This is a genomic window from Aquimarina megaterium XH134 (genome assembly GCF_000520975.1).
Lineage (GTDB): Bacteria > Bacteroidota > Bacteroidia > Flavobacteriales > Flavobacteriaceae > Aquimarina > Aquimarina megaterium.
Map to the genome: position 1 here is coordinate 34,238 of NZ_JACB01000036.1, position 24,766 is coordinate 59,003.

Annotated in this window: 25 protein-coding genes and 1 pseudogene; 5 read left to right on the top strand and 21 right to left on the bottom strand. The window is 31.8% G+C overall.

Annotation, left to right across the window (positions count from 1 at the left end):
• Positions 1 to 90: 90 nt before the first annotated feature.
• The 7 genes from Z053_RS0118990 to Z053_RS0119020 all read right to left on the bottom strand — a co-directional run bounded on the left by Z053_RS0118990 (position 91) and on the right by Z053_RS0119020 (position 4,559).
• Positions 91 to 639, bottom strand: coding sequence for a carboxymuconolactone decarboxylase family protein (locus Z053_RS0118990; RefSeq protein ID WP_025666563.1), 549 nt, complete (start codon positions 637 to 639; stop codon positions 91 to 93).
• 158 nt (positions 640 to 797) lie between these two features.
• Positions 798 to 953: a hypothetical protein gene (locus Z053_RS31615; protein WP_160112139.1), complete on the bottom strand. Its 156-nt coding sequence runs from the start codon at positions 951 to 953 to the stop codon at positions 798 to 800.
• A 176-nt stretch (positions 954 to 1,129) separates the two neighbouring features.
• A complete protein-coding gene (locus Z053_RS0119000) occupies positions 1,130 to 1,501 on the bottom strand; it encodes a DoxX family membrane protein (protein WP_025666564.1) in 372 nt (123 codons plus the stop codon).
• Between the two features lie 41 nt (positions 1,502 to 1,542).
• On the bottom strand, positions 1,543 to 2,016 hold the full coding sequence (locus tag Z053_RS0119005; RefSeq protein WP_152538344.1) for a hypothetical protein: 474 nt from the start codon (positions 2,014 to 2,016) through the stop codon (positions 1,543 to 1,545).
• Positions 2,017 to 2,124: 108 nt separating this feature from the next.
• Positions 2,125 to 2,973, bottom strand: coding sequence for a helix-turn-helix domain-containing protein (locus Z053_RS0119010; RefSeq protein WP_025666566.1), 849 nt, complete (start codon positions 2,971 to 2,973; stop codon positions 2,125 to 2,127).
• Between the two features lie 201 nt (positions 2,974 to 3,174).
• Positions 3,175 to 3,432, bottom strand: a complete 258-nt coding sequence (locus Z053_RS0119015) for a hypothetical protein (RefSeq protein WP_035096431.1) — start codon at positions 3,430 to 3,432, stop codon at positions 3,175 to 3,177.
• 308 nt (positions 3,433 to 3,740) lie between these two features.
• A complete protein-coding gene (locus tag Z053_RS0119020; RefSeq protein ID WP_025666568.1) occupies positions 3,741 to 4,559 on the bottom strand; it encodes an SMP-30/gluconolactonase/LRE family protein in 819 nt (272 codons plus the stop codon).
• A gap of 143 nt (positions 4,560 to 4,702) precedes the next feature.
• Here Z053_RS0119020 and Z053_RS0119025 point away from each other — a divergent pair, with 143 nt between their 5' ends.
• Positions 4,703 to 5,503, top strand: a complete 801-nt coding sequence (locus Z053_RS0119025) for a class I SAM-dependent methyltransferase (protein ID WP_025666569.1) — start codon at positions 4,703 to 4,705, stop codon at positions 5,501 to 5,503.
• 58 nt (positions 5,504 to 5,561) lie between these two features.
• Here Z053_RS0119025 and Z053_RS0119030 read toward each other — a convergent pair whose 3' ends face one another.
• From Z053_RS0119030 to Z053_RS0119085, 11 genes are all read right to left on the bottom strand, one after another.
• Positions 5,562 to 6,926: an aldehyde dehydrogenase gene (locus Z053_RS0119030; RefSeq protein WP_025666570.1), complete on the bottom strand. Its 1,365-nt coding sequence runs from the start codon at positions 6,924 to 6,926 to the stop codon at positions 5,562 to 5,564.
• Between the two features lie 42 nt (positions 6,927 to 6,968).
• Complete coding sequence (locus Z053_RS0119035; protein WP_025666571.1) at positions 6,969 to 7,901, bottom strand: sterol desaturase family protein; 933 nt, start codon at positions 7,899 to 7,901, stop codon at positions 6,969 to 6,971.
• Positions 7,902 to 8,091: 190 nt separating this feature from the next.
• A complete protein-coding gene (locus Z053_RS0119040) occupies positions 8,092 to 8,913 on the bottom strand; it encodes a hypothetical protein (protein WP_035096432.1) in 822 nt (273 codons plus the stop codon).
• Between the two features lie 222 nt (positions 8,914 to 9,135).
• On the bottom strand, positions 9,136 to 9,561 hold the full coding sequence (locus Z053_RS0119045; RefSeq protein WP_025666573.1) for a VOC family protein: 426 nt from the start codon (positions 9,559 to 9,561) through the stop codon (positions 9,136 to 9,138).
• Between the two features lie 21 nt (positions 9,562 to 9,582).
• Positions 9,583 to 10,539 (bottom strand): YybH family protein, encoded by a 957-nt coding sequence (locus tag Z053_RS31125; protein WP_152538345.1) that lies wholly within the window; start codon positions 10,537 to 10,539, stop codon positions 9,583 to 9,585.
• Positions 10,540 to 10,637: 98 nt separating this feature from the next.
• Positions 10,638 to 11,507: a 23S rRNA pseudouridine(2604) synthase RluF gene (gene rluF, locus Z053_RS0119060; protein WP_025666574.1), complete on the bottom strand. Its 870-nt coding sequence runs from the start codon at positions 11,505 to 11,507 to the stop codon at positions 10,638 to 10,640.
• Positions 11,508 to 11,559: 52 nt separating this feature from the next.
• Entirely contained in the window at positions 11,560 to 12,573 is a 1,014-nt protein-coding gene (locus tag Z053_RS0119065; protein ID WP_025666575.1) for an SIMPL domain-containing protein, read from the bottom strand.
• Positions 12,574 to 12,700: 127 nt separating this feature from the next.
• Complete coding sequence (locus Z053_RS0119070) at positions 12,701 to 13,540, bottom strand: alpha/beta hydrolase (protein ID WP_025666576.1); 840 nt, start codon at positions 13,538 to 13,540, stop codon at positions 12,701 to 12,703.
• On the bottom strand, positions 13,537 to 13,905 hold the full coding sequence (locus Z053_RS0119075; RefSeq protein ID WP_025666577.1) for a cupin domain-containing protein: 369 nt from the start codon (positions 13,903 to 13,905) through the stop codon (positions 13,537 to 13,539). Before Z053_RS0119075 ends, Z053_RS0119070 begins: the two co-directional genes overlap by 4 nt.
• 11 nt (positions 13,906 to 13,916) lie before the next feature.
• A complete protein-coding gene (locus Z053_RS0119080; protein WP_025666578.1) occupies positions 13,917 to 14,486 on the bottom strand; it encodes a hypothetical protein in 570 nt (189 codons plus the stop codon).
• A gap of 40 nt (positions 14,487 to 14,526) precedes the next feature.
• Complete coding sequence (locus tag Z053_RS0119085; RefSeq protein ID WP_025666579.1) at positions 14,527 to 16,062, bottom strand: helicase HerA-like domain-containing protein; 1,536 nt, start codon at positions 16,060 to 16,062, stop codon at positions 14,527 to 14,529.
• A gap of 111 nt (positions 16,063 to 16,173) precedes the next feature.
• On the opposite strand from Z053_RS0119085, the gene Z053_RS0119090 reads away from it, so the two are divergent.
• Both Z053_RS0119090 and Z053_RS0119095 read left to right on the top strand, forming a co-directional pair.
• Positions 16,174 to 16,632 (top strand): RidA family protein, encoded by a 459-nt coding sequence (locus tag Z053_RS0119090; protein WP_025666580.1) that lies wholly within the window; start codon positions 16,174 to 16,176, stop codon positions 16,630 to 16,632.
• A 135-nt stretch (positions 16,633 to 16,767) separates the two neighbouring features.
• Positions 16,768 to 17,397: a 7-carboxy-7-deazaguanine synthase QueE gene (locus Z053_RS0119095; RefSeq protein ID WP_025666581.1), complete on the top strand. Its 630-nt coding sequence runs from the start codon at positions 16,768 to 16,770 to the stop codon at positions 17,395 to 17,397.
• 1,969 nt (positions 17,398 to 19,366) lie between these two features.
• On the opposite strand, the gene Z053_RS0119105 is transcribed toward Z053_RS0119095, so the two are convergent.
• Positions 19,367 to 19,900 carry a DUF2911 domain-containing protein gene (locus Z053_RS0119105; protein WP_025666582.1) on the bottom strand — a complete coding sequence of 178 codons (534 nt, stop codon included), beginning with the start codon at positions 19,898 to 19,900 and terminating at the stop codon, positions 19,367 to 19,369.
• Between the two features lie 260 nt (positions 19,901 to 20,160).
• On the opposite strand from Z053_RS0119105, the gene asnB reads away from it, so the two are divergent.
• Complete coding sequence (gene asnB, locus Z053_RS0119110) at positions 20,161 to 21,840, top strand: asparagine synthase B (RefSeq protein ID WP_025666583.1); 1,680 nt, start codon at positions 20,161 to 20,163, stop codon at positions 21,838 to 21,840.
• A 174-nt stretch (positions 21,841 to 22,014) separates the two neighbouring features.
• Here asnB and Z053_RS32210 read toward each other — a convergent pair.
• Together Z053_RS32210 and Z053_RS0119115 are read right to left on the bottom strand one after the other, a co-directional pair.
• A pseudogene (locus Z053_RS32210) lies at positions 22,015 to 22,092 on the bottom strand (hypothetical protein); the annotation flags it as partial.
• 5 nt (positions 22,093 to 22,097) lie between these two features.
• Positions 22,098 to 22,304, bottom strand: a complete 207-nt coding sequence (locus Z053_RS0119115; RefSeq protein ID WP_025666584.1) for a hypothetical protein — start codon at positions 22,302 to 22,304, stop codon at positions 22,098 to 22,100.
• A 444-nt stretch (positions 22,305 to 22,748) separates the two neighbouring features.
• Here Z053_RS0119115 and gyrB point away from each other — a divergent pair, with 444 nt between their 5' ends.
• Complete coding sequence (gene gyrB / locus Z053_RS0119125) at positions 22,749 to 24,689, top strand: DNA topoisomerase (ATP-hydrolyzing) subunit B (protein ID WP_025666586.1); 1,941 nt, start codon at positions 22,749 to 22,751, stop codon at positions 24,687 to 24,689.
• Positions 24,690 to 24,766 lie beyond the last annotated feature (77 nt).

Consider the following 24,766-nt stretch of genomic DNA (forward strand, 5'->3'; position numbering starts at 1 on the left):
TGAATTTAAATTGTTTTGAAATTATTTTGTAAACCTCACAGAGATACCAATCGAGTTTGATATCAATCTGTGAGGTTCAATCGGGGGTAATTAGACTTCGGTAGTTTCTAGTGGTTGTGCAACTGGGAAATCTACAGGAACCTGGGTTGTGCTATGTATATAATTAGAAATGGTTTTATCTCCTACTAATACGATAGTATCTATTAAGTTTCCTTTAGAATATCCAGCATTTAAAAAATTGTTTACAACATCCTGATTAGCTTTACCTCTATTTTCTGTAATATTTTTGGCTAATCCGGCTAATGCATTCAGTTTAGTGTCGAAAGAAGCACGACCAGCTCTAAGTTCTAAAATTTGCTCATCGGTAAATCCGTTCATTTTTCCTATAGCGGTATGGGCAGATAAACAATAAATACAATCATTTACCTGGCTTACGGCTAAATTCACTACTTCTTTTTCTTTAGCAGAGAGTGATGTTTTTGCATTCGAAAAGTTTAGGTAGTTTTCTAATGCTGTATCACTATGGGCATAGGTGGCATATAGATTTGGTACGAATCCTAGTGCTTTATTTAAATTATCAAATATTGCTTGATTACCAGCGTTTACTTCTTCTCTTGTTGGTACATTAAATGTGCTCATAATATAATTGTTTTAAGTTATTTTATTGAAATTGAAACCTTTTTGGGCTTCTGTTGTTTTGTTTTAAATTATTGAGGCAAAGATCGTGTTGAAATAAGCGGGATAGAATAGTCGTTTTTCCCGATTGCTTGTCAAATTTTCCCGATCTATTTTGATACTTACCTTTGTGCGAAAGATTTTTTGGTATCACAATAAAAATCATGAATAGCTTTTTGCTCGCAATGTGTTTTTGGATGAATAGCGGCGGCTATTTTTTTTCTTCCTTGGCTAAAAATTTCAATTAAATTGAAAATTGATTTATGTTGTACGGTCATTTTTATATTGTTTTAAATTAACAATGCAAAGATGCGCCATAGAAGAAGGGAAAGAAATGGTGGTTTTTCCCTGAGGCTTGTCGATTTTTCCCGGACATAAAAAAACACCTCTATTATAAAGAGGTGTTGAATACTTTTTTTTGAATACTATAGATTAGTATCTAATCACTTTAGAGTTAAAAAAACTTGACTTCTTTTCTTCTCATCCAAAGAATAACAGCACTTAATACAAAAGTTACTACAGCTGTAATGAAGAGAATTCCGCCATCATTATTAATTTCAATGCCTAGTTTGGTTAAATGCATCATGATAGCTCCTCCTATAATACCTAGGGTTAACATTGCACCAATCCACGCTGTTTTGGGTATTAATAATAAAACTCCGGCGATTAGTTCGGTTATCCCTGTTCCTATTCGACCATAAGGCTCTAATCCAACTTTTGTGAATATATACACGCTATCTGGATGAGCAGTAAATTTAAATCTTAGTGTTTGAATTAAGATCAATGCTACGACGATTCGTAACAAGAGGGGTAGAATCTTTTTCATGTTAGGTTGTTATTTGTTAGCTTCATAGTGCGGTAAACACGTTACAAAACACTGGGTAAAGCGTCGATTTTCCCATTAAAAGTATTCTTTCTTGAGATAATATACAATTCTTCTAGATTATTATCTTTTCTAAATTGATGAATTAACTCTGGTAATTTCTCATTAAGAAAAGCTTTAAAAGACTTAGGGTCATTGCTTTGATTGGCTCCTCTACGTATAGTTTTTAAGTAAGTTGAAGTTAGAATTTGCAGGTTACTTCTCTCCGAAAGAAACAATAAATGGTCGTTGTTTTGATTAGCTTTTTGAATTTGATTCTTGAAACTGATTTCATTTATAGCAATGAGATCATTATTAAAATCGCTAAAGCTATTTGTATACACAACCTCTTCTGCATTTTTATTGAGGTATACGGTCTCTAATTGATCTTCATAAATTATTTGAGCATTACTCATTGAAAGAGAAAGGAATAAGATGCCTAGTATTGTTGTTTTGATTGTGCGAATTGAACTTTTCATATCTAATATACTTTATCCGAAAATACTTCGGTAAATTATTTTATTTTTAGGATACAAAGTTGGGGCAAAAACGAATACTAATATATGGATTTTTTTCCCGTATTCTTGTCAATATTTCCCTTCGGATTCTGGTTTTAATTGTTTTTTAAACTCTGAAGGAGAAAGAGATGTATGTCTTTTAAACATTCTGCTAAGATGAGATGCATCTTCAAAACCAATTTCATAAGCAATCTCTTTAGCAGATTTATCAGTATAGATAAGTAAGCGTTTGGCTTCTAAAATTATTCGATCATGAATAATCTGCAGAGGACTTTTCTCAAATTTCGCAAAATTATTTGATAACGTTTTAGGAGACTTAAATAGTTTTTGAGCATAAAAACCTACAGCATGTTCTTTTCTAAAATGGGTATCTACCAGGATATTAAAATTTCTGATCAAATCTACCTGATCTCCAAGGTTATTGTAATTACTTTGTTGTTTAATAAGGCGAGTGGTCGTTATTATAAATCTGGCCATTAGCATACGTAACATCTCTGCCTGTATAGTATCTACGGTATCTAATTCATCCAGAAAAACTTTATATAATTGATCTAATTTGTTTTGTTCTTTTGTATTTAATTCTACAATAGAAATGGTGGTATTGCCATGAAAAAGTACTCCGACGCAGCTTACTTCTTTATCATGATCTTTGATACAATAAAACTCCCTGTTAAACTGATATACTAAAATATCTGATCCATCAATAAATTTAAAATATTGATTTGGAGTTAACACTATAATTTTATCTTTTTTGACTGTTGTAGAAATTCCATCAATCTCTATACTAGTATCAGTACTTCTAACCCAGATAAAAGTATATAATTCTACAAGTTTTGATGTTGTATAGGATTGTAGTAGTTCTTCGTTGGCAATTTTTAATACAGCACCGGTCGAAAATTCTTTAAATTCTTTTATCATATAGTGTAGGTCGTTTTTTATATGATTTTATTACAAATCAATGTAAAAGATTTAAGTCTATGTTTTTGACCTCATTGATAAGTTCTTTTGATGTATTGGATATCTGTAGAATGTGTTTCTATCGAAACAGAGAAACAATATGGGAGTTATCGATATTCGTAAAAAGAAGATCGATTATGATAAACTATGATAGTTAGGGGTTCAAACTAATAATAATCTAACGATTAATCCAATTGCACCTCTTTGTCCAATCATGTTTCTAAGTTCTTGTAAGCTCGATGAGGTTATTTCTATTTTAGTAGCAAGTGCATTACTAGTACCTCCATCTACAAATGTTTGTAATGAAGAAGTTGTAACCCCAAGTTTATTTGCTATGCCAGATCTTACATTTCCTTCAGTAAGATCTCTAAGTGAGTTTAATGTTACACCACTTTTTCTAGCTATTCTATTTAAACTCATATTTATATCTTTTAAAATTAAGTCATTCATAGTTAGTTATAGTAAGTATAAGTAATTATTGATCGGTAAACTGACGTATAATGAGAAGTATATTTTGTGCTATTTTTTCTCTATTACTAATTTAATACAGATTTTTTTAGAATTCTTACGGGAAACCTCAACTAGTGAAAAAAGTAGAAAAAAAATAAGGTTTTTTGAATTAAATTATAAGTATAGACAACTTTAGAGTTGTATAAAATCCCTTATTTATGAAGCTGTACTTATTTTGTAAATAAAAAATTGAGCTAGAATTTTATATATAAGCGATACTATTTTTTATTCGAAAGATTAAAGTGTAATATCGAGTTGTCAAATAATTGCGCAACATCGATCGCATTCGTTTTTTGATTATATTCTATGTCAGCCATTCCATTGCTATTCGTTGCAATTTCAATAAATTCTTTACTGTTATATTTTAAAAGGATACTTTTTTTCCAATCAATAGACCAACTAGTAAGATAAATTGATCCGTTTTTATCCATTGTAACTCCATCTAAATGTGGGTAATTGGTTTTGACAACTAATGTGGTTTTTTTGCTTTCTAAATCTATTTCGTATACTGCACTTTTGTCTATTGTATTACAGACTAATAGTCTATTTTTTTTGATGTCAAAATAAAGTCCGTTCGGAGTATTAATAGTATTATCCAGAATTTCATAAGATTTATTATCGATCGATACTTTAAAGATTGTGTTTCCTTCACGATCCGAAATGTATAAATTTCCTGTATTGTCAAACTCGATATCATTAAGTTGTTTAGTGTTTGGTATACGTAATGAAAATACTAACTCAGCAGTCGATATGTCAAATCCTCTAACAAAATCATCTCCAGATTTATTGTTTTCTGCGCTATAAATAACTCCATTGTGTAGTTTCACGCCAAGAAATGAAGTGTATCCTGATACAAAAGATGTCTTTTTACCTGTTTTATCTATTTTAAGGATTTCTCCACTACCAATATTTGAAACGTAATAAGAATCTGTTGTCTCATCAAATGTTATGCTTTCTGGATTATCAAAAGATTGCGATTTTACAGAAAATGAAATACATATAATAAAAACAAAAAATGTAGTAGAGAGACTATTCATAATAATAGGTTGAAAACTGATTTTTCAAAGTTACGGTTTTGTATTTGTTTATTACATCCCATTGTTTTTTTTCATATACCTTAATAGAATTGACTTTATTATATTTATGAAAAATAAGTATACCTGATTAAATTAATCCTATAATGTCTAAAGAATTACATAATTATTTTGAAACCAATAAACAGACCTGGAATAAAAAAGTAGATATTCATGCCAGAAGTGATTTTTATGATATAGAAGCTTTTAAAAGGGGAAAAACTTCATTGAAACAATATGAACTAGAAGCGCTAGGAGATGTATCTGGTAAGTCATTATTACATCTTCAGTGTCACTTTGGGCAGGATACTTTAAGCTGGAGTAGGTTAGGAGCGAAATGTACTGGTGTTGATCTATCTGAAAAAGGAATCGAATTGGCTAAAAGTTTAAATGCAGAGTTGGATCTGGATGCAAAATTTATATGTTGTAATGTGTTGGATACTTCAGAATATATTAAAGATAAGTTTGATATTGTTTTTACTAGTTATGGAGTCATTGGATGGTTACCTGATCTAAAACCCTGGGGCAAAATGATAGCCGAGCGACTAAAACCTGGAGGTGTTTTTTATATAGTTGAGTTTCACCCTATAGTATGGATGTTTGATTACTTAGAAGAGAAGCCTATAATGAAATATGGATATCATCAAAAAGATGTCATCTATGAAGAATATCAAGGAACATATGCTAATCCAGAATCTAATATGATTAGTAAAGAGTATGGATGGAATCATGGATTAGGAGAGGTAGTATCATCTCTTACAGAAGCTGGGTTAACTATAGAATACTTAAATGAATATGATGGATCGCCTTATGAGGTTTTCCCTGGTTTAATTAAGGATGAAAACAAGATGTTTGTTAGAAAAGAGAAGTTATATCCCCTAGTCTTTGCGATCAAAGCTCGGCGATAGGTGTTAATTGCTTTTTTTAACAAATTATTGAAAATCATTCAGGCTAATTACGTTGTATTTACCCGATAATTCGTTTTAACCATTTCAATTTTTTTGCACTATATGGAGCATACTTTAAATTAAGTTCTATCCAAAATGGTTTTTGAAGAATACTCTTAAAGTGAGAAAAAGTATCAAATCCATATTTTCCATGATAATTTCCGATGCCACTATCACCAACACCTCCAAAAGGGAGAGATTGTTCTGCAAAATGCATTACAGCATCATTTACAGCACCGCCTCCAAAGGATATTTCGTTTAGAATTTTGTTTTTTACAGCTTTGTTTTTGGTAAAAACATAGCAAGAAAGAGGTTTGGATAGTGTTTTAATTTTTGTGATAGCTTCCTCGATAGAATCAAATGAAAGCACTGGTAAAATAGGGCCAAAGATTTCTTCTTGCATTACTTTATCAGAAAAAGAAATATCTTTTAGAATTGTTGGCGGTATTACTCGCTCTTCTGGATCACCCAAGCCACCTACATATATTTTATCAGGATCTATTAAGCTGTTAAGTCGATCAAAATTTTTATTATTAATGATCTGCGTGTAATTATGATGAGTTACTTTATAATCAGCTTTATTAATATGATTTTGCATCGCTGCTAAAAATTGATCGTATATAGAGGACTCTACCAAGACATAATCGGGGGCAATACAAGTTTGTCCGGCATTAAGAAATTTAGCCCAAACCAATCTTTTGGCTGCCATATTAATATGTATATCTTTAGTAACAATTGCGGGGCTTTTACCTCCTAATTCCAGGGTAACCGGAGTAAGATGTTTTGCGGCTGCCTGATAGATTATTTTTCCTACCGATACACTTCCTGTAAAAAATATTTTATCGAATTTAACTTTTAAAAGATCAGATGTTTCTTGTACTCCGCCTTCGATAACTTTAAAAAATGAAGGATCAAAATTTTGATTGATAAGCGAAGCTATTGTTTTAGAGGTATGAGATGGTATCTCACTTGGTTTAAGAATAACAGTGCACCCAGCTGCAATTGCTGCAATTGCTGGGCAAAGTGATAATTGATATGGGTAATTCCATGCTCCGATTACAAGAACACTCCCATATGGTTCTGGGATAATGTAGCTTCTCCCCGGAAGATTTGCTAATCCTGTAGAAGCTTTTCTTTTTCGAGCCCATTTTTTAATTTTTACTAAAGCAAGATCAATTTCGTGATAGATTATAGATAACTCGGTAACATAAGTTTCGAATTCAGACTTTTTAAAATCTGTATAGATAGACGTATAAAGTAGCTTCTCATTTTTTTGTAAGACACTTTTTAGCTTTTTTAGTTCTCTAATTCTAAAAGAGATGTCTTTTGTCGTATTCGTATTAAAAAATAGACGTTGTTGATCTATAAGACCTTGATAATCCATAATGATAAATATTCTTGAGAATCTTAAAAATAAGGATTTTTATTAAGCCTTTTGTTTTTTATGCTTAAGTAGTTCTCGTTGCATCTGTTTTACGGTCAAAGTACTACCGTCATGACTCCACCCTGGAGGGCCAAAAATATACATGAATTTATGGTACCAGTTTTTTGATTTTTTGGTGTCATTCCATATATCCTTATATTCATGAGTGAGAATCACCCAAGGATTATATGAGTTTGGTGCATGTGTAACACCATATTGTATTTCTATGTCTTCGTCTAGTTCTTTCCAGGTACCAAATATCTTATCAAAAATGTTGAGAAAACCACCATGGTTTTTATCCATGTATTCTACGTTTTTGGCATGATGTACTTGATGCATGGTGTGTGTGTTGAATATTTTTTCAATAAACCCCATTTTAGGAACATACACCGAATGGAGTTGAAATTGCCATAAAGCCTCTATACCCAAGCAAACTATTACCATCTCAGGAGGAAAACCTATTGCAGGTAACCACATATAAAATAATGGTTTGTAAAGAAGAGTGAACCATCCATTTCTTACTGCGGTACCAAGGTTAAAATTATCCGAAGAATGATGTACAATGTGCGCAGCCCACAAAGCTCTTACCATATGATTTTGCCTATGAAACCAATAATAAGTATAGTCATCTGCAAGTTGGCATAAAAGCCAAACGTACCATGCAAATCCAAAGGACTTCCAACCCATAATATTAGTTCGAACCCCATCGATTTCTGGGTTAAAAAGTTCGTATACAAAATGAAAGAGTACAATAGAAAAAATAGTTTTGATCAATGGCCCTAAGATTGCAGATCCCACACCCATAGTTAAACTAGCAGTTAAGTCTTTCCAGTTATATAAGTCCTTGTGATTGTGGGTTTTACTGTAGGTGAGTTCTAATAAAATTAATGCCAAAAAAAGAGGCACTCCATAGGTCAAGGGTTTAATAAATTCCATTTTTCTTTTTCTGTTTTATTCCATAGTGGCGGAATATAGGGAGAATTTTTAGGATATCATCCACAAAATTGAAGTATTCGATTACGAACCCTATTTTAGTGTTAGTTTGTATAAAAGAAACGGTTTGAAAAATAAATGAACATATTGTCAATCTATTTTTCAAACCGCTTATTTTAGGTTGTTTTATGATTTAATGAAGCTCTCTAAGTAGATCAAAGGCTGCCAAGACATTTTGCATAGATTTCTTTTCTGCCTTACTTACAATTCTCGAGTCAACGTCTTCTTTACCAAAAAATGTTATTTTAACTTTTTTCCCCGAAGCAATTGCTTTTATCATTGGCATCTCAAGCTGTTTTACTACACGATCAATCCATTCTCTTTTACCTCCAGATTCTTCTTTAGAATTAAACTCTCCGGGGGTGTCTTCTTCTACATCATAGATTTTACCATCCACATCTATTTCGATTCTTTGAACAAATAACCAATCCTTTTTAGTGAAATAGTTTATAGAAAATCCTAACCATGGTTTACGATTATCTTTTTTACCAATATAAATCTGAAAATAACTTTTAGTATTTACCTGAATAGAAGATTTGTCTGAATACCAGGTCACTTCATTAACAGCGTCATACTTCTTCCGCATTTTAGCAATCGCTTTTTGATACTCTTTAGAATTATTTTTTTCTGTTAACTCATCTTTATTTAGTGCTTTTTCAGCTTGAAGAATTTCTTTCTTAACCTTTTTTAGTAAGCTTTTTCCTTTCTTGGTCTCGCTAGAGTTAGGGTATTTATCAACCAGAGTTTCGAGTCGTTCTTTACTTCTGATATAGTCTAAGGCGTCATGATACTCCTGCGCTTGCTCAAGTATTTGACTAGGAGTTAGCTGGCATTCTGCAATTTCTTTTTTTAGTTTATCATTTTCGTCCTTTAATTTATCAAAGTCAGCCTGAGGAACACCACAGCTAACTAGAATCAAAGTCATTAAAATATTAGAAAGTATAATTCTTCTCATTACTAAACTTTTTGAGATTATGGTTATTAATTGTTTAAAACAAAGTTATAATTAGGTTAAATGTGTTAAAAAACAGTAAAAAATTTGCTTATAGCCCTAATATAGTAAAAATCCTTTAAAATACGTAATTTAAGCTTTGATCTTAAGGAAAAGGTAGGATTATACTTACATCTTGTTTGTGAAATGCTGTTTTTTTATCTAATGGTAAGAGATATGGGTTGCCTATTTTGCAAAAATTTGGGACGAATCTTTAAATGACTTAAACTCTAATGCATTACCACAAGGGTCATAAAAGAACATAGTTGCTTGTTCTCCAACTTCTCCCTCAAACCTGATATAGGGTTCTATAACGAATTGAATATTTTTATCAGATAGTTTTTTTGCAAGATCTTGCCATATACTCCATTCTAGAATAATTCCAAAATGAGGAACCGGAACATCTTTACCATCCACCAAATTGTTATGCTTATTTTCAATGCCTGTTTTTGATTTGTAATGAATTACTAATTGATGACCAAAAAAATTAAAATCAACCCAGTGATCACTACTTCGACCTTCTTCAAGTTCTAGAATATTCTTATAAAAATTTCTGGCATTTTCTAAATCATGGACGGGGATTGCCAGATGAAAAGGAGATAAAGTATTCATTTTCTAATAAAATTATTAGGGTTATTTTTCTATTCTATTCCAAATGTCCAAATACATTTTCCATTGATCATCAACTTTTTTCCAGATAACGACATATTTTCCTTGATATGTTATCTCTGTGCCATCGTCATTTTTATTTTTTCCTTTATAAATTCCATAATCATGAGCAGTATCTCCGAGAATTATAATTTCTTCAGGAATAATTTCATGCTCAATAGGAGTATAACCGCTAGACTCTGCCCATCTTTTTTTAATAGCATCATATCCTTTAATGATAGGGGCATTGGTTGGAAATATTTTTGCATTATCCGTATAAATTTTCGCGATAGCTTCATAATCTTGCCTTAGATAAGCGTCAGAAAAAGCTTTTGCCTCTGCTCTTATTAGTTCTTCATCAAAGAGTTGTTCTGTATTTTCTTGTCTAACACATTCAATTTTCCAGGTCGGAAAAGAAATAGACTCATTTGTGTCTACCCATTCACCAAGCCATTTAAATCCATTGTCATTAATATCATAAAAACTAAGTTTAGAAAAACCATCCATGCCATTAGGGGCTTTTTGTTTACGATATAAAATGATCTTTCCGTCTTTCTTATTTCCTTTCCAGGAAGAAAGTACAGGATTGGCACTTACAGATGAATAATAATGCACATACCATTGACTACTATCTGCATTAAATTGTCTTATACTACCAGAATGTCGACCATCTGCTTTTAAGGTTTGGTCTTGAATAGCCATTCCGTTCATGATATATTTAAATTCCCAGGTCATTTTATTTGGCTCTCCCCAAGTTCGATCTTGATTTCTGGTTTGTGATACACAATTACATTTCCCTATAAGAGACGCAAAATCCAGAATTTCTTTTGGTGCTTTAGGGTTTGGTTGCCCAAAAGGATGTGCTTTTGAAGGTTCGTATTCTGACTGGCTCCAGGTTACAATACTTATCAAAAAAAATAAAGAAAACAGTATACGCGTCATGGGATTGAGAATTGATTAGTAAGACAATTTAGGTATTTTAGAAAAGGGAAAAACTTGTAAATAGGGAAATTAAGATATAATTAACAACGAAAAAAGGGTTAGTTTCTTCGATCTTTTCGCTTTTTATCTCTAGATCTGTGAGAACTTCTTTTATCAGAATTTCCTTTTTTGTCGTTTTTAGAAGTAAACCGTCTTGAGTTATTGGTTCTTTTCTTCGGTTTAGTGTCTTCTAGTACAGAAGCTTCTTCTGTTTTGCTCGAATCTCCAACATCGGCATTAAGAATTCCTAATTCTTTTTCTGTTAAATATCTCCATTCTCCTACAGGAACATCAAGAGGAACGTTCATGATTCTAATTCGTTTAAGTTTCACCACTTCGTACCCGAGGTATTCACACATTCTGCGAATTTGGCGATTAAGTCCTTGAGTTAGCACGATTCTAAAATCATATTTGTTAATTTGTTCTACTTCACATTTACGGGTTATAGTATCTAGAATTGGGACTCCATTACTCATTCGTTTTATAAATAATGGATTAATCAATTTGTTTACTGTTACTAGATATTCTTTTTCATGATTATTTCTCGCTCTAAGAATTTTATTGACGATATCTCCATCACTAGTTAAAAAAATAAGCCCTTCGCTAGGTTTGTCTAATCGACCAATAGGAAAGATACGTTTAGGGTAGTTGATATAGTCAACGATATTATCCTTTTCATTTTGCGCTGTCGTGCAAACTATACCAACAGGTTTATTAAAAGCAAGATATACGTGTTTTTCTTTAGGTTTATTTATTAATTCACCATCTACCAGAACAATATCATCAGGAGTAACTTTGGTTCCCATTTCAGGTACTTTGCCATTAATAGTTACACGACCCTGGTCGATTAATTTATCTGCCTCGCGACGTGAGCAATAACCAACTTCGCTTAGATATTTATTAAGTCTGGTGAAATTTTTTTCAAGCATACAATAAAAATAGTATACAAAGATAATGGTTATAACAAAATGATAAATGGTATTAATTCAATTTTAATTCTTTAATATCAACCTTCCCATCTGGTGAGATTAAGAAATATTTTGGATTTGTTACTTCTTTTTCAATTGGTTTTTGCTCTTTTGGTATAAGCGTATACTGTAGTTTTATTTCCATTCCTATTTGCACAACGGGTTCAACTATAGAGCTATTTATAACCATATCATAGTTTTTATATGAGATAGGATCATAATAATACGTGATTTGTTTTTTTGCAGCTACAACCCCTTGTTTCTTATTAAATGTGTCTAAAGAAGTACTATGAAAAGCTTGATAGCTTTTATAAAATTCTCTTGGAAAATGACAATATTTAGTATCTGCCATTGTTGGATGATATGACGTTAAATCAAAACCCAAATCGGTATAGAATTGTTGTTTTTCTTTAAGAGTTTTCAATATCTCTGTACGTAGTTGTTTGTATACAGCTTGTATATCGTTTATAAAATAGTCTACTTTTACAAGATTATAAATTTCGTTATTTGCACAGGTAGAAAGTATTTTCTCAAATTGATTTACATTAGTAAATTTTACATGGATATTTTGTTGTAGTTCAAAACCTTTGGGGACTTCATTGTATTTTTTACTGAATAATTTTTTTTCTACTACAGTTTCATATACAGGAACAAATGAAATGACATCGATAATAACATCTCCCTCTAAAATACCTTTGGTGCGCAATTCATCTTTTACTTTTTCTACTCTCCCGTTCATTAGCGTATTAGTTTCTTGAGATGTTTTTCCAATTTGCACGATATTAAAAACTGCAGTATACGAATCGGCAACAATATTGTTTAATACTTTAGCATCAATTGTTATCACAGGGTTAGGTGTTAAATCCTTTTGCCTAAATTGTTGTATTTGATTTCCATAAATATCAGCATTCGCTAATTCTGCAGAAGCTATTATATTTTGCCTAGAAATAATTGTTGCGTTTCCTTTAATTTGAGCAAAAGCGCATGAACTAGAGAATACTAAGAAGATATAAATTAAATTTTTCATGATATAGATTTATCGTAAATCTATGTTGAAAGCTGGTTTTGCAAAAACAATAATGAGTGAATGGCCCTTTTAAATGAGGGAATTGCTTTTTTTTCAAAGAAAGGCACTATTAGGATTTGTTTAAAGCTTATGCTTTCAAAAAATCAATAATCATATTGTCAACTTCATCAAAAAATAGAGAGTGACCATAATTTTCTGTAGTTATAAATTGAGCATTGTTCCAATTTTTGCTAATACTTTCGGCCTCACTATAAGGAGCGATATCATCATTTTTATCATGAATTAAAAGCCCTTTAACTACTAAGTTTTTAGCGAAGTTAACCATAGAAAACTCATCAAAATAGAAACCATGTTTTTCTTTAAAATAATGATTTAACGCTTTCATAAATTTAGGAGAAAGCTTTAATACCTCCTGATATCCTTTCATGATTCTGGAAAGTTCTGAAGGAGGCGCCAATACGATTAGTTTTTCTATTTCTTTATTTTGATAGGTATATTGATGAAATATAGTTGCCATACCACCTACAGAATGCCCAATCATATGATTAGGTCGATAGAGTTCAACTATTTTTTGAAGGCACTTAGTGTATAAAGGGACGTTTAATATTTTTCCTGTAGAATTACCATGCGCAGGAGCATCAAAAGCAATTACATTAAATCCTTTTTTATGTAATTTTTGTATGAGTACCTTCCATCGATGCGTATTACTTTCCCATCCATGAACTAATAAAATTGTTTCTCCCATGCTAGACCATCTATAGGTCTGGATATAGATAGTATCGATAAGAACCATTTCGTCTTCTGCTTCTTCGAGAAAATCTTCTTGTTCTGGTAATATTTTACCCTTTCTTGGAGTACAAAATAAGATATATGCTTTATTGATTGCCTTTTTTGGATAAAAAAGGAAAAGAAACTGGATGTATTTTCCAATGATAAGAGGCAAGTATTTTTTATATTTTTCTTTCATTCACCTTCACGATGTACTGCTTCCATAGTAAATGCAGGGAGGCAAATGGCAAGATACTCACATTCTTCATCAAATGGGTTAGTATATTGAATTCTTGTGTTTTTTTTAATTTTAATAGATTGTCCCGATTCTAATATTATTTTTTCTCCATCAATGATAAACTGTTTTTTACCTCTAATAATATAAGTGTATTCATCAAACTCTGGGGTTTGAAAAGGCTCGCTCCAATGAGGTGGCGCAATCATATGTGCGATACTAATTTGAGAATTTTGATCAGTTGCCATACCAAAATGCTCTTCTATTAGTTTTCCATCTGTAGTCGGAACAATAAAAGGAGATTTTTGGATCTGATATTTTTTACTCATTTTTTTGTTTTTTAATTGGCTGCATCCCAGCTTATCCAGAAATGTTTGATTTTTGCAGAATCGGGTATATCTGTTGCTGTTATTTCTATATCGGTAGTAGATTGAAACTTTTTTGATAATTCTTTTTTATCAATAGTGAAATATGCCTGAATGCTATCTACAAATATTACAGCTGTACTTAGTGTATTATTAATTTTTGAGATATTGTAATGGTCTTTGATATCTTTAAAAACACCATTAGAAGATAAACCCGAAGCAGTTTTATATCTGGGATCCACAATTTGAATGTTTTCTATAGTAGACATTGGATCTGATTCTTTATGAGCTTCTAAAACTAATAACTTTGTTCCTCCTTTTTCATAAATTTCTATTTCATTTACATTATTAAGAAATTGATTTCCAGCAGCTCTTTTTGCAATAGAATCATTGGCATAGATAGAATCTAATTCTTTGATTTGTATTTCGCTGGTTAATAGTCCTATTCTATTATTGGTAATCTCAAACGGATCTTGTTTTTGTTCTTTTTGACAGCTATATATTAATAGTGAAATAAGAAGAATTTTTAACATTCTCTTTGCCATAACTAGATGATTTAGTGATTTGTTAAATTATAAACGTAAATTATTTCAATAACTTATTAAGTACTCCTAAAGCTCCTCGAATAAAAGTTGCACTGGTAAGTACTTTTATCACTGCTTTTTCTGTAGCACTAGCTCTTCTACTTTTTGATCGAGAACTAGATGAGCCTCTATTTAGTTTTTCTCTTTCCTTTTTGGCGGCTGCTTTTGCTTCTTCTGCTTCTGCCTTCTCAATTTTTTCGTTTAAAAGCTCATAAGCACTTTCCCTATCTATTTCTTTATTATATTTAGGGATAAGTTTTGATTTTTTAAGTAAAGCTTTTAATTCACTATCGTTTAGGATGTCCATTCGACTCATAGGAGCCCTTAGCATAGTTGCTGCCAATGGAGTAGGACGTCCTTTCTCATCAAGGGCAGATACCAAAGCTTCTCCAATTCCCAAAGAAGTAAGTATTTCTTTGGTGTCATAGTATTCAGAAATTGGATAATTCTCTGCAGTAAGTTTAATCGCTTTTCTATCCTTGGCAGTAAATGCTCTAAGCGCATGCTGAACTTTGAGTCCTAATTGACTTAAAACTCCATCAGGAACATCGGTTGGATTTTGAGTTACAAAATAAAGACCGACACCTTTAGATCGTATTAGTTTTACGATGCTCTCTATCTGACCCATAAGTGCATTAGAAGCTTCTTTAAAAATGAGATGAGCCTCATCAAGAAAAATCACTAGTTCTGGCCTCCCACTGTCCCCTTGTTCTGGGAAAGTGCCATATATTTCGGCAAGAAGGCTAAGCATAAATGTAGAAAACAACTTTGGCTTATCTTGTATGTCTGTTAATCTAATGATATTGATGATACCTCTACCGTTTTCATCAATTCTACATAAATCTTGAACTTCAAAAGATTTTTCACCAAAAAAGAGATCTGCTCCTTGTTGTTCTAATTCGACTATTTTACGTAAAATTGAACCCGTAGATGCAGTAGAAATACGTCCATAATCCTTTTCTAGTTCCTTTTTACCTTCTTGAGTAGCATATTGTAAGACTTTTTTTAGATCTTTTAAATCTAATAATGGTAATTTGTTATCATCACAATATTTAAATATGATAGAGATAATTCCTGCTTGAGTTGTAGTAACATCAAGAATTCTGGATAGTAGAACTGGTCCAAACTCACTTACTGTAGCTCTTAGCCGAACGCCATCCTGATCAGAAAGAGATAAAATCTCTACAGGAAAATCTTTGGCTTCGAATGGGATACCTATTTTTTCATGACGTTCGTCAATTTTGGGATGACCAGGACTGGCAGCTGCAATCCCACTAAGATCTCCTTTTATATCCATTAAGAGTACAGGTATTCCTTGTTCGCTTAGATTTTCTGCAAGCACTTGTAGAGTTTTGGTTTTACCTGTACCCGTAGCGCCGGCAATTAACCCGTGACGATTTAATGTTTTTAAAGGGATTTTTACATGAGCATCGGTTATTGTTTCTCCATTATACATAGCGGCTCCCATAGTTAGAAAATCACCTTTGGTTTTATAACCTTCGTTAATATGTTCAAGAAATGCCTGGTTATCACTCATAATTAGATATAATTTTGCATAAAAATAGGAATCTTAACTTTTCTATAGAAATTATAAGTTACTTTTAATATAAAGTAAATCACAATACTAATTTTTTATTACTCAGGATCCATGAAAAAAATAACATTAATTATTTGTCTATTCGCTTTTTTAATGAGTTGTAATACAGATACTATAAAGCCTGTAGATACAGTCGTTTTTCATAAAACTCACGAGCCTAAAAAATCAACAGCTCCTTTTTCTGATGCCGTACAAGTAGGGAATCTATTTTTTCTGTCTGGTCAGGTAGGAATGGATCATAGTGTGAGAAAATTGGTGCAAGGAGGAATACAGCCCGAAACAAAACAAACTCTGGAAAATATAAAAGCAGTTTTACAACACCATGGTATGGATATGGTAGATGTAGTTAAATGTACCGTGATTTTAGCTGACATAGAAGATTTTTCTGCTTTTAACGAAGTGTATAAAACCTACTTTCCACAAAAACCAGCACGTACCACCTTTGCTGCCAAAGGATTGGCTGTTGGTGCTAAAATCGAAATAGAATGTATCGCTGTTAAGTCTGAATAAAGATAATAGTTATCATCTACCATAGATACAGGATTAAGTTGCTTTTGATAGTGTTTCATAATTTTGATTAGAAGATTTTTTTAAGATGTAATTATTCTGAAATCGTAATTTAATATTATTTACATTTGCAACCTTATGCAAAAGAGTATACAGAAATTGGTGAATGATGGTAAAATGCTTCCTTTGATGGAAGAATTTTATACCATCCAGGGAGAAGGTTATCACAAAGGAACAGCAGCATATTTTGTTAGGATCGGTGGCTGTGATGTTGGGTGCCATTGGTGTGATGTAAAAGAAAGCTGGAATGCAGATTTGCATCCTCCAACAGATACAAATGTTATCGTAGAAAATGCGCTAAAATATAGCGATGTAATTGTGGTTACAGGAGGAGAACCTCTTACCTGGGATATGACCTTGTTAACTCAAGGTCTTAGAAATAAAGGAGCTAAAACTCATATTGAAACATCTGGTGCTTATCCTCTAACAGGTGAATGGGACTGGATTTGTCTTTCTCCCAAAAAAGTAAAACTTCCAAAAGAAGAAGTTTATAAAAAAGCTAATGAGTTAAAATGTATTGTTTATAACAAAAGTGATTTTGAATTTGCCGAGAGGCAAGCAGACAAGGTTTCTGATAATTGTGTATTGTATCTTCAACCCGAATGGAGTGTTCGCGAAAAAATCATTCCTCTGATTGTCGATTATGTTATGAAAAACCCAAAATGGAAAGTTTCTCTTCAAACTCATAAATACTTAAATATTCCCTAAAAAGATCTATCACTTTGATTCTTAAAGCTTTTTGAATAAAAATACAAGTATTTAATCACTAATGCGTTATGGTTTTTCCATAATTTTGGGGATAATTCCCCATATTTTATTTTTCATTTTGAAGGAAAAAGACTACGGTATTTGTGGTTTTTCAATATTTCGTATACTTTTTACCCAGCTCTTTAAGTATTTATATCGAAATTATCATTTTTGTTTTATTACTTGTTTTGGTAGTGTTTAAATTTATGTGAACAATTTAAAATCAGTTTCTTATGAAAAATTTATACGCTACATTTGGATTAACTTTTAGAGCTTTTATCAGTTTTGTAAAAGAATTGCCAGGAGCATCTCTATATGCTATGCGTAGATAAATATCTGCATAAAGAAGTATATAAACTTTTTGATTTTGAACGTGAATTTACCTTTCGTCGAATGTAAATGTCGTTTTAATTATTCTTTTAGACCAGCTAACGATTTTTTATACTTACAATGTAAATATGAGATAAATTTGTAACTGTAATTAAAAACCAGACAGTTATGAAATATTTTACCTCTATTTTCGGATTAAGTTTTAACGTAGTAATTAATTTTTTAAAAGATCTTCCAGGAGCATCTCAGTATGCAATCAATAAATGATAATGATGAATGTACTAGTTTATTATCATCGATCATTTTATTTTTTAGATCCTTAGTAAGAGATTGTTTTAAGAAACAGTCTCTTACTAATTTTTATAAGTAAGAAAAAGATGATATGGTTTATAAGAAAAGGACTATATCTGTTTTTATGATCAATACTTCTTTTTTAAAATACTGCTTTTTTTATTTGGGTTAAACAAAATACTTCATATCCCCAGTGTAATTAACAGTTCCTTAGAAATTCATTGCTACATTTAGTGATCAATTAAGTTTTAAGTTTTTATATGGATAAACGTCATAATTGTTTTGATCAATAGACTTCATTATTTTCTTTAATTTTTCATAGTATAATATTCAATTGAAGGAAAAAATATTCAAAAAAAAACATAAAAATGGGTTATATAATATTAAATATAATCTCTTTTTCACATTTCTAACAAGGAATGAATAATGGTATTTCTAGAATAATATATAGATATAACTCTGCTTTTTAGTTGTTTTATATGTTTTAAGAAAATTTGATTGAAAGGATGTGAAATAAAAAAGGGGGAGAAAACCCCTAAAACACAACTTTACAGTGTGGGAAAAAACCTCAAAAATTAACACATGTAAATTGATTTTTGGTGTTATGGCGTTTTAAAGTGTTTTATGTCTAAAATTTTGTTTTGTCGATGTTAATTTTTATGGGTCAAATGAGATAGACATTATCTTTGTATAACAATTTTAAACCAAAAGATTATGAAGCTATTTTACGGTATTTTTTTTGTTGATATAAAGGCTTTAAAAACCTTTTTAAGACAACTACCATCGGCTTGCAGTAATGCAATCCATAGATAAGATTTTTTGAAATTGTTGAGGGACGATTTTGAAAACCGAATGAAACGAAAAAGAATAAGCTTTTGAAAAATTTATGTTAAGGAATTTAGGGAAATTACCCCATTATCCTTGTATAAAATAACAAAGCATTAGGGGGTGGACTTATTAGAATTAAGATTTTCGTGCTTATTATCGATAAAATCTTGATTTATATCTAAAATATATATAAATTTATTGACATCGAGTTATATCGGTATTATATTTGAATAATAATTACATTAATTTTAAACGTAACATATGGGGCTATTTTACACAAAATTTAGATTAACTTTTAGAATTGTGATGGATTTTCTAAAAGAGTTACCTGGGGCATCTGGTCATGCTATTCACAGATAACATAAGAACTTATTATCTCTGTTCGAGATAAGAACAAACACAAAAGTTGAGGAAAAAAATAGCTTGAAAATTTATTTTCAAGCTATTTTTTTATGAATTAAATTGTAAACTCTTTCGTTTGCTATAAATAAAAAGGTACTTCTACACGAGTAGTATCCCATCCCATAACCATGTGATACCCTTTATCTACTTTTTTGAAAGCTATAGAAAAAACTTCTAACTCATCACCACTTCCAACCGGAACCTTAATTCTAGCCACATCTTTACTTTTATCATAAGAGTAGGCTCCCCAACTATCTAGATCAGAATTTATAATAATAGTCCATTCTTTTTCACCAGGAATAGTGAATAGTGAATATGTACCTGCTTTAATGGTTTTGTCTCCCATTTTTACATCCTGAGAGAATCTAATTTCGGTAGCTTCATCAGCGCCAGTTCTCCATACTTTATCATATGCAGCTAAACTACCAAAAATTTTACGCCCTTTCTTTTGTGGACGACTATAGACAACTTTAATCTCTGGTTTGGCATTTCTATCTTTCTTAGCATAAGAAATATCGGTTGGACTTTTCTGCAGTCCTGCAAATTTTTGAGCGTTTACACTTGATAATGTACCCAAAAACATAATAATAATTAATACGAGTGATTTTTTCATAATTTGATTTTAATTTTTATGACAGACGTAAAGATATTGTTGAACTTACAATTGAAATGTTAATCGAGTCTATAAATTGTGTTAAATGTTTGAGATAACAATATGGTAGTATATATAAGAATATATCCTTTTTAAAGTTTCTTTTTGTTATAGTTTATTATATTTTTTGTTTTAATGTGTAAGCTGTACTGTGTTTATTGTTTTAATTTTGTAACTATAAATCCACCTTTGACCTTTCAAAATAATAGAAAAAGAAGAATATGTGTGGAATTGTTTGTGCTTTTGATATAAAGCAAGATTCAGAGATGTTACGACCTCAATTACTTGAGATGTCAAGAAAAATTAGACATAGAGGCCCGGATTGGAGTGGAATATACTCCAGTAAAAATGCAATACTAGCTCATGAAAGATTGGCTATAGTAGATCCGGTTTCTGGTAAACAACCATTGTTTAGTGCAGATAATAAACTGGTACTAGCAGCTAATGGAGAAATTTATAATCACAGGGAGCTTCGTAAACAATTTGAAGGAACTTATGATTTTCAAACAGAATCTGATTGTGAGATAATTTTGGCACTATATGAACAAAAAGGTGTAGATTTCTTAGATGATCTTAATGGTATTTTTGCTTTTGCACTATATGATGTAGAAAAGGATACGTATTTCATTGCTAGAGATCATATGGGGATTATTCCTCTTTATATGGGATGGGATCAAAACGGTACTTTCTATGTGGCATCCGAGTTAAAAGCTCTTGAAGGAGTTTGTGCTAAAATAGAATTGTTTCCTCCGGGACATTATTTGTCAAGTGAAGAAGGAGAACCAAAGAAGTGGTATGTTAGAGATTGGTCTGATTATAAAGCAGTGCAAGAAAATCAAACGAGTATTGATGAACTAAGAGATGCTCTAGAGGCAGCTGTTCATAGACAATTGATGTCTGATGTTCCTTACGGTGTTCTATTGTCTGGCGGATTAGATTCTTCAGTAACCTCTGCTATAGCAAAAAAATATTCAGAAAAACGAATAGAATCCGGTGACACCAAAGATGCATGGTGGCCAAAATTGCACTCGTTTTCTGTTGGATTAGAAGGTTCGCCGGATTTGGAAGCTGCACAAAAAGTAGCCGATCATATAGGAACCATACATCACGAAATAAAATTTACTATTCGAGAAGGTCTTGATGCGATAAAAGATGTGATCTATAATTTAGAGACCTATGATATTACTACCATAAGAGCTTCAACTCCAATGTATTTAATGGCTAGAGTTATTAAATCTATGGGAGTAAAGATGGTACTGTCGGGAGAAGGAGCCGATGAGATTTTTGGAGGGTATTTATATTTTCATAAAGCACCAAATGCAAAAGAATTTCATGAAGAAACTGTGCGTAAACTCAACAAATTACATATGTATGATTGTTTACGAGCAAATAAATCGCTTGCTGCATGGGGAATCGAAGGGCGAGTTCCGTTTTTAGACAAAGAGTTTATAGATGTTGCAATGAGAATTAACCCAAAAGATAAAATGATTAATGGGGAAAGAATGGAAAAATGGGTTATTCGTAAGGCTTTTGAATCATATTTACCAGAGAGCGTAGCCTGGAGGCAAAAAGAACAATTCTCTGATGGAGTAGGGTATAGTTGGATCGATACATTAAAAGAAATTGTTGAGGTCGAAGTTACAGATGAACAAATGGCGAATGCGCATTTTAGGTTCCCAATACAAACACCTCAAAACAAAGAAGAATTTTACTATAGAACTATTTTTGAAGGACATTTTCCTAGTGATACTGCGGCATTAAGTGTTCCTCAAGAACCATCGGTAGCATGTAGTACAAAAATTGCTTTAGAATGGGATGAAGCTTTTAAAAATATGAATGACCCAAGTGGTAGAGCTATTGCCAATGTACATGAAGAAGCTTATGATGATGTTGCTATATGATAAAAATTACAGTTTATTTTAGCTGAAAGTTGAGTTAATTGAGATTAAAACCCTAAGAATATTTTCTTAGGGTTTTGTAATATATCTTATGTTGAAAATTAAAATAAAAGAAGGCTACAAAAATGATTATAGCCTTCTTTACAAATTCATTTTTTTTGGGTGATATGAACTAATTTAGTTGCTACATCTTTCTCCCCGAAGCCATCTGTTATTACTTTGTAACGTGTATAAATAACCAGAATAGGTTACTTTATCTCCTACTGCATACGATTGTCCCGAAGACCATTACCTATGTCTTCGACAGTTACCAAATCTCCCTGAAAATATTTTTCAATAGTTTTTCCAGTTGTCGATGATGAGTTTGTATTTGTGCTCTCATCAATGTTTTCTTTTTGACAAGAAGCAAAAAGTAATACTGCACTCAATGTAAGGGTTTTGAGCACATTAATTTTTTTAGTTTTCATAATTGTTATATTAAGTTTGTGTAAAAATGTTATTATCAAATATAGACGCAACATTCTAAAGATTAATTTCTTTTACATAAACATGTCGTTTTAGTAAATAAAATGTTATTTATGAGGTGTAAACTGATAAGATTTGTGTAATAACTACTTGTTTTTGGCGTATATATATACTCGGGGTATGATTTATAATACTTATAATTTACTGTGATGAATACTACAGATTTTGCAAATTGAAAATCATCCTTTCAAGAATATAAATAAATCTTAAATTCATTTTAAGGGCGTTTTTATCGTTTTTAAGAGCGTTTTTTATTTTTCTAGTACTATTCTTAACTAATTGTTGATAACTCGTTAAATCCTTCTTGATAAAACTCTTTGATCCTTTTACTCTTTTTTTATCTTTGTTTGTTGTCAAAAAAATAAAATAATTAATTAAGGGATTTTATGAGCGAAGAAGCTAATAAGAAAAATTACTCCGCCGATAGTATTCAGGCACTCGAGGGGATGGAGCACGTACGTATGCGTCCATCGATGTATATTGGTGATGTTGGATCTCGAGGGTTACATCATTTGGTGTATGAGGTAGTAGATAATTCAATTGATGAAGCACTAGCAGGGCATTGCGATGCTATACAAGTAACTATCAATGAAGATAATTCTGTTACTACTCGTGATAATGGTAGAGGGATTCCTGTAGGTATACATAAAAAAGAAGGTGTTTCTGCTCTAGAGGTTGTAATGACCAAAATAGGAGCAGGAGGAAAATTTGATAAAGATTCTTATAAGGTTTCTGGTGGTCTTCATGGGGTAGGAGTATCTTGTGTAAATGCATTATCAGATCATTTGCACGCAACTGTTCATAAAGATGGTAAAGTATGGGAGCAGGAATATGAAAGAGGAAAACCATTATATCCGGTTAAATCTACAGGAGATACAGATTTTAACGGTACTATAGTAACTTTTAAGCCAGATGCCACAATTTTTCAACAAACGCTAGAGTATAATTATGATACTTTGGCAAGTCGTCTGCGAGAATTGGCATATCTTAATAAAGGAATAACAATTACGTTAACCGATAAGCGCCATCAGGATGATGAAGGTAACGATGTTACTGAAACTTTCTTTTCTGAAGAAGGGTTGAAAGAATTTGTACGATTTCTTGATGCAAGTCGTAGTTCTATTATAGCAGATGTAATTTCTATGGAAGGTGAAAAAAACAATATTCCGGTAGAAGTCGCTATGATTTATAATGATTCTTATGCAGAGAATTTACATTCTTATGTAAATAATATTAATACGCATGAAGGAGGAACGCATTTATCAGGTTTCAGAAGAGGTCTTACATCTACGTTAAAAAAATATGCAGACGCTTCAGGATTATTAGATAAACTAAAGTTTGAAATTGCGGGAGATGATTTCCGTGAAGGATTAACAGCAATTGTATCTGTAAAAGTTCAGGAACCACAATTTGAAGGTCAGACTAAAACCAAATTAGGAAACAGAGAAGTTACTTCTGCGGTATCGCAAGCTGTTTCTGAAATGCTGGAGAATTATCTTGAGGAGAATCCAAATGATGCTAAAACGATTGTTCAGAAAGTAATCCTAGCTGCCCAGGCACGTCATGCTGCTAAAAAAGCACGTGAAATGGTGCAGCGTAAATCTGTGATGAGTATTGGAGGTTTACCTGGTAAACTTTCTGATTGCTCAGAACAAGACCCCGCATTATGTGAAGTGTTTCTAGTCGAGGGAGATTCTGCAGGTGGAACAGCAAAACAAGGGCGAGATCGTATGTTTCAGGCAATTCTTCCGTTACGTGGTAAGATATTGAATGTAGAAAAAGCAATGCATCATAAAGTTTTTGAAAACGAAGAAATCAAAAACATTTTTACAGCTCTTGGTGTTACCATTGGTACTGAAGAAGATAGCAAAGCACTAAATCTTTCAAAATTACGCTATCATAAAATTGTAATTATGTGTGATGCCGATGTCGATGGTAGTCATATTTCTACATTAATCTTAACCTTCTTTTTCCGTTATATGAAGGAACTCATCGAAGCAGGGCATATTTATATAGCAGCTCCACCACTATATTTGGTGAAAAAAGGAGCCAAAAAGCAATATGCATGGAACGATGATCAGCGAGATATGATTGTAAAAGAGTTTGGAGAAAATTCTAAAATACAACGATATAAAGGTCTTGGAGAGATGAATGCAGAACAACTTTGGGATACTACCATGAACCCAGAATTTAGAACAATGCGTCAGGTTACTATCGAAAATCTTACCGAAGCCGATCGTATATTTTCTATGCTAATGGGAGACGAAGTACCACCACGTAGAGAGTTTATAGAAAAGAACGCTGTATATGCAAATATCGATGCATAAACAATAGTTTAGAAGTATATTTAAGATCCGCTATATAATAGGTATAGCGGATTTTTTTTATATTGCAATGCCTATTA

What these genes read in the sequence shown, in the direction of transcription:
- Z053_RS0119040 (WP_035096432.1), bottom strand. Translation starts at nt 8,913, where the DNA reads ATGAGAAGAATTATACTTTCTAATATTTTAATGACTTTGATTCTAGTT.
- Z053_RS0119080 (WP_025666578.1), bottom strand. Translation starts at nt 14,486, where the DNA reads ATGGCAAAGAGAATGTTAAAAATTCTTCTTATTTCACTATTAATATAT.
- gyrB (WP_025666586.1), top strand. Translation starts at nt 22,749, where the DNA reads ATGAGCGAAGAAGCTAATAAGAAAAATTACTCCGCCGATAGTATTCAG.
- Z053_RS0119025 (WP_025666569.1), top strand. Translation starts at nt 4,703, where the DNA reads ATGTCTAAAGAATTACATAATTATTTTGAAACCAATAAACAGACCTGG.
- Z053_RS0119090 (WP_025666580.1), top strand. Translation starts at nt 16,174, where the DNA reads ATGAAAAAAATAACATTAATTATTTGTCTATTCGCTTTTTTAATGAGT.
- Z053_RS0119095 (WP_025666581.1), top strand. Translation starts at nt 16,768, where the DNA reads ATGCAAAAGAGTATACAGAAATTGGTGAATGATGGTAAAATGCTTCCT.
- Z053_RS0119010 (WP_025666566.1), bottom strand. Translation starts at nt 2,973, where the DNA reads ATGATAAAAGAATTTAAAGAATTTTCGACCGGTGCTGTATTAAAAATT.
- Z053_RS0119020 (WP_025666568.1), bottom strand. Translation starts at nt 4,559, where the DNA reads ATGAATAGTCTCTCTACTACATTTTTTGTTTTTATTATATGTATTTCA.
- Z053_RS0119065 (WP_025666575.1), bottom strand. Translation starts at nt 12,573, where the DNA reads ATGAAAAATTTAATTTATATCTTCTTAGTATTCTCTAGTTCATGCGCT.
- Z053_RS0119085 (WP_025666579.1), bottom strand. Translation starts at nt 16,062, where the DNA reads ATGAGTGATAACCAGGCATTTCTTGAACATATTAACGAAGGTTATAAA.
- Z053_RS0119070 (WP_025666576.1), bottom strand. Translation starts at nt 13,540, where the DNA reads ATGAAAGAAAAATATAAAAAATACTTGCCTCTTATCATTGGAAAATAC.
- Z053_RS0119000 (WP_025666564.1), bottom strand. Translation starts at nt 1,501, where the DNA reads ATGAAAAAGATTCTACCCCTCTTGTTACGAATCGTCGTAGCATTGATC.
- Z053_RS0119075 (WP_025666577.1), bottom strand. Translation starts at nt 13,905, where the DNA reads ATGAGTAAAAAATATCAGATCCAAAAATCTCCTTTTATTGTTCCGACT.
- Z053_RS0118990 (WP_025666563.1), bottom strand. Translation starts at nt 639, where the DNA reads ATGAGCACATTTAATGTACCAACAAGAGAAGAAGTAAACGCTGGTAAT.
- Z053_RS0119015 (WP_035096431.1), bottom strand. Translation starts at nt 3,432, where the DNA reads ATGAGTTTAAATAGAATAGCTAGAAAAAGTGGTGTAACATTAAACTCA.
- Z053_RS31125 (WP_152538345.1), bottom strand. Translation starts at nt 10,539, where the DNA reads ATGACGCGTATACTGTTTTCTTTATTTTTTTTGATAAGTATTGTAACC.
- rluF (WP_025666574.1), bottom strand. Translation starts at nt 11,507, where the DNA reads ATGCTTGAAAAAAATTTCACCAGACTTAATAAATATCTAAGCGAAGTT.
- asnB (WP_025666583.1), top strand. Translation starts at nt 20,161, where the DNA reads ATGTGTGGAATTGTTTGTGCTTTTGATATAAAGCAAGATTCAGAGATG.
- Z053_RS0119030 (WP_025666570.1), bottom strand. Translation starts at nt 6,926, where the DNA reads ATGGATTATCAAGGTCTTATAGATCAACAACGTCTATTTTTTAATACG.
- Z053_RS0119005 (WP_152538344.1), bottom strand. Translation starts at nt 2,016, where the DNA reads ATGAAAAGTTCAATTCGCACAATCAAAACAACAATACTAGGCATCTTA.
- Z053_RS31615 (WP_160112139.1), bottom strand. Translation starts at nt 953, where the DNA reads ATGACCGTACAACATAAATCAATTTTCAATTTAATTGAAATTTTTAGC.
- Z053_RS0119105 (WP_025666582.1), bottom strand. Translation starts at nt 19,900, where the DNA reads ATGAAAAAATCACTCGTATTAATTATTATTATGTTTTTGGGTACATTA.
- Z053_RS0119115 (WP_025666584.1), bottom strand. Translation starts at nt 22,304, where the DNA reads ATGAAAACTAAAAAAATTAATGTGCTCAAAACCCTTACATTGAGTGCA.
- Z053_RS0119035 (WP_025666571.1), bottom strand. Translation starts at nt 7,901, where the DNA reads ATGGAATTTATTAAACCCTTGACCTATGGAGTGCCTCTTTTTTTGGCA.
- Z053_RS0119045 (WP_025666573.1), bottom strand. Translation starts at nt 9,561, where the DNA reads ATGAATACTTTATCTCCTTTTCATCTGGCAATCCCCGTCCATGATTTA.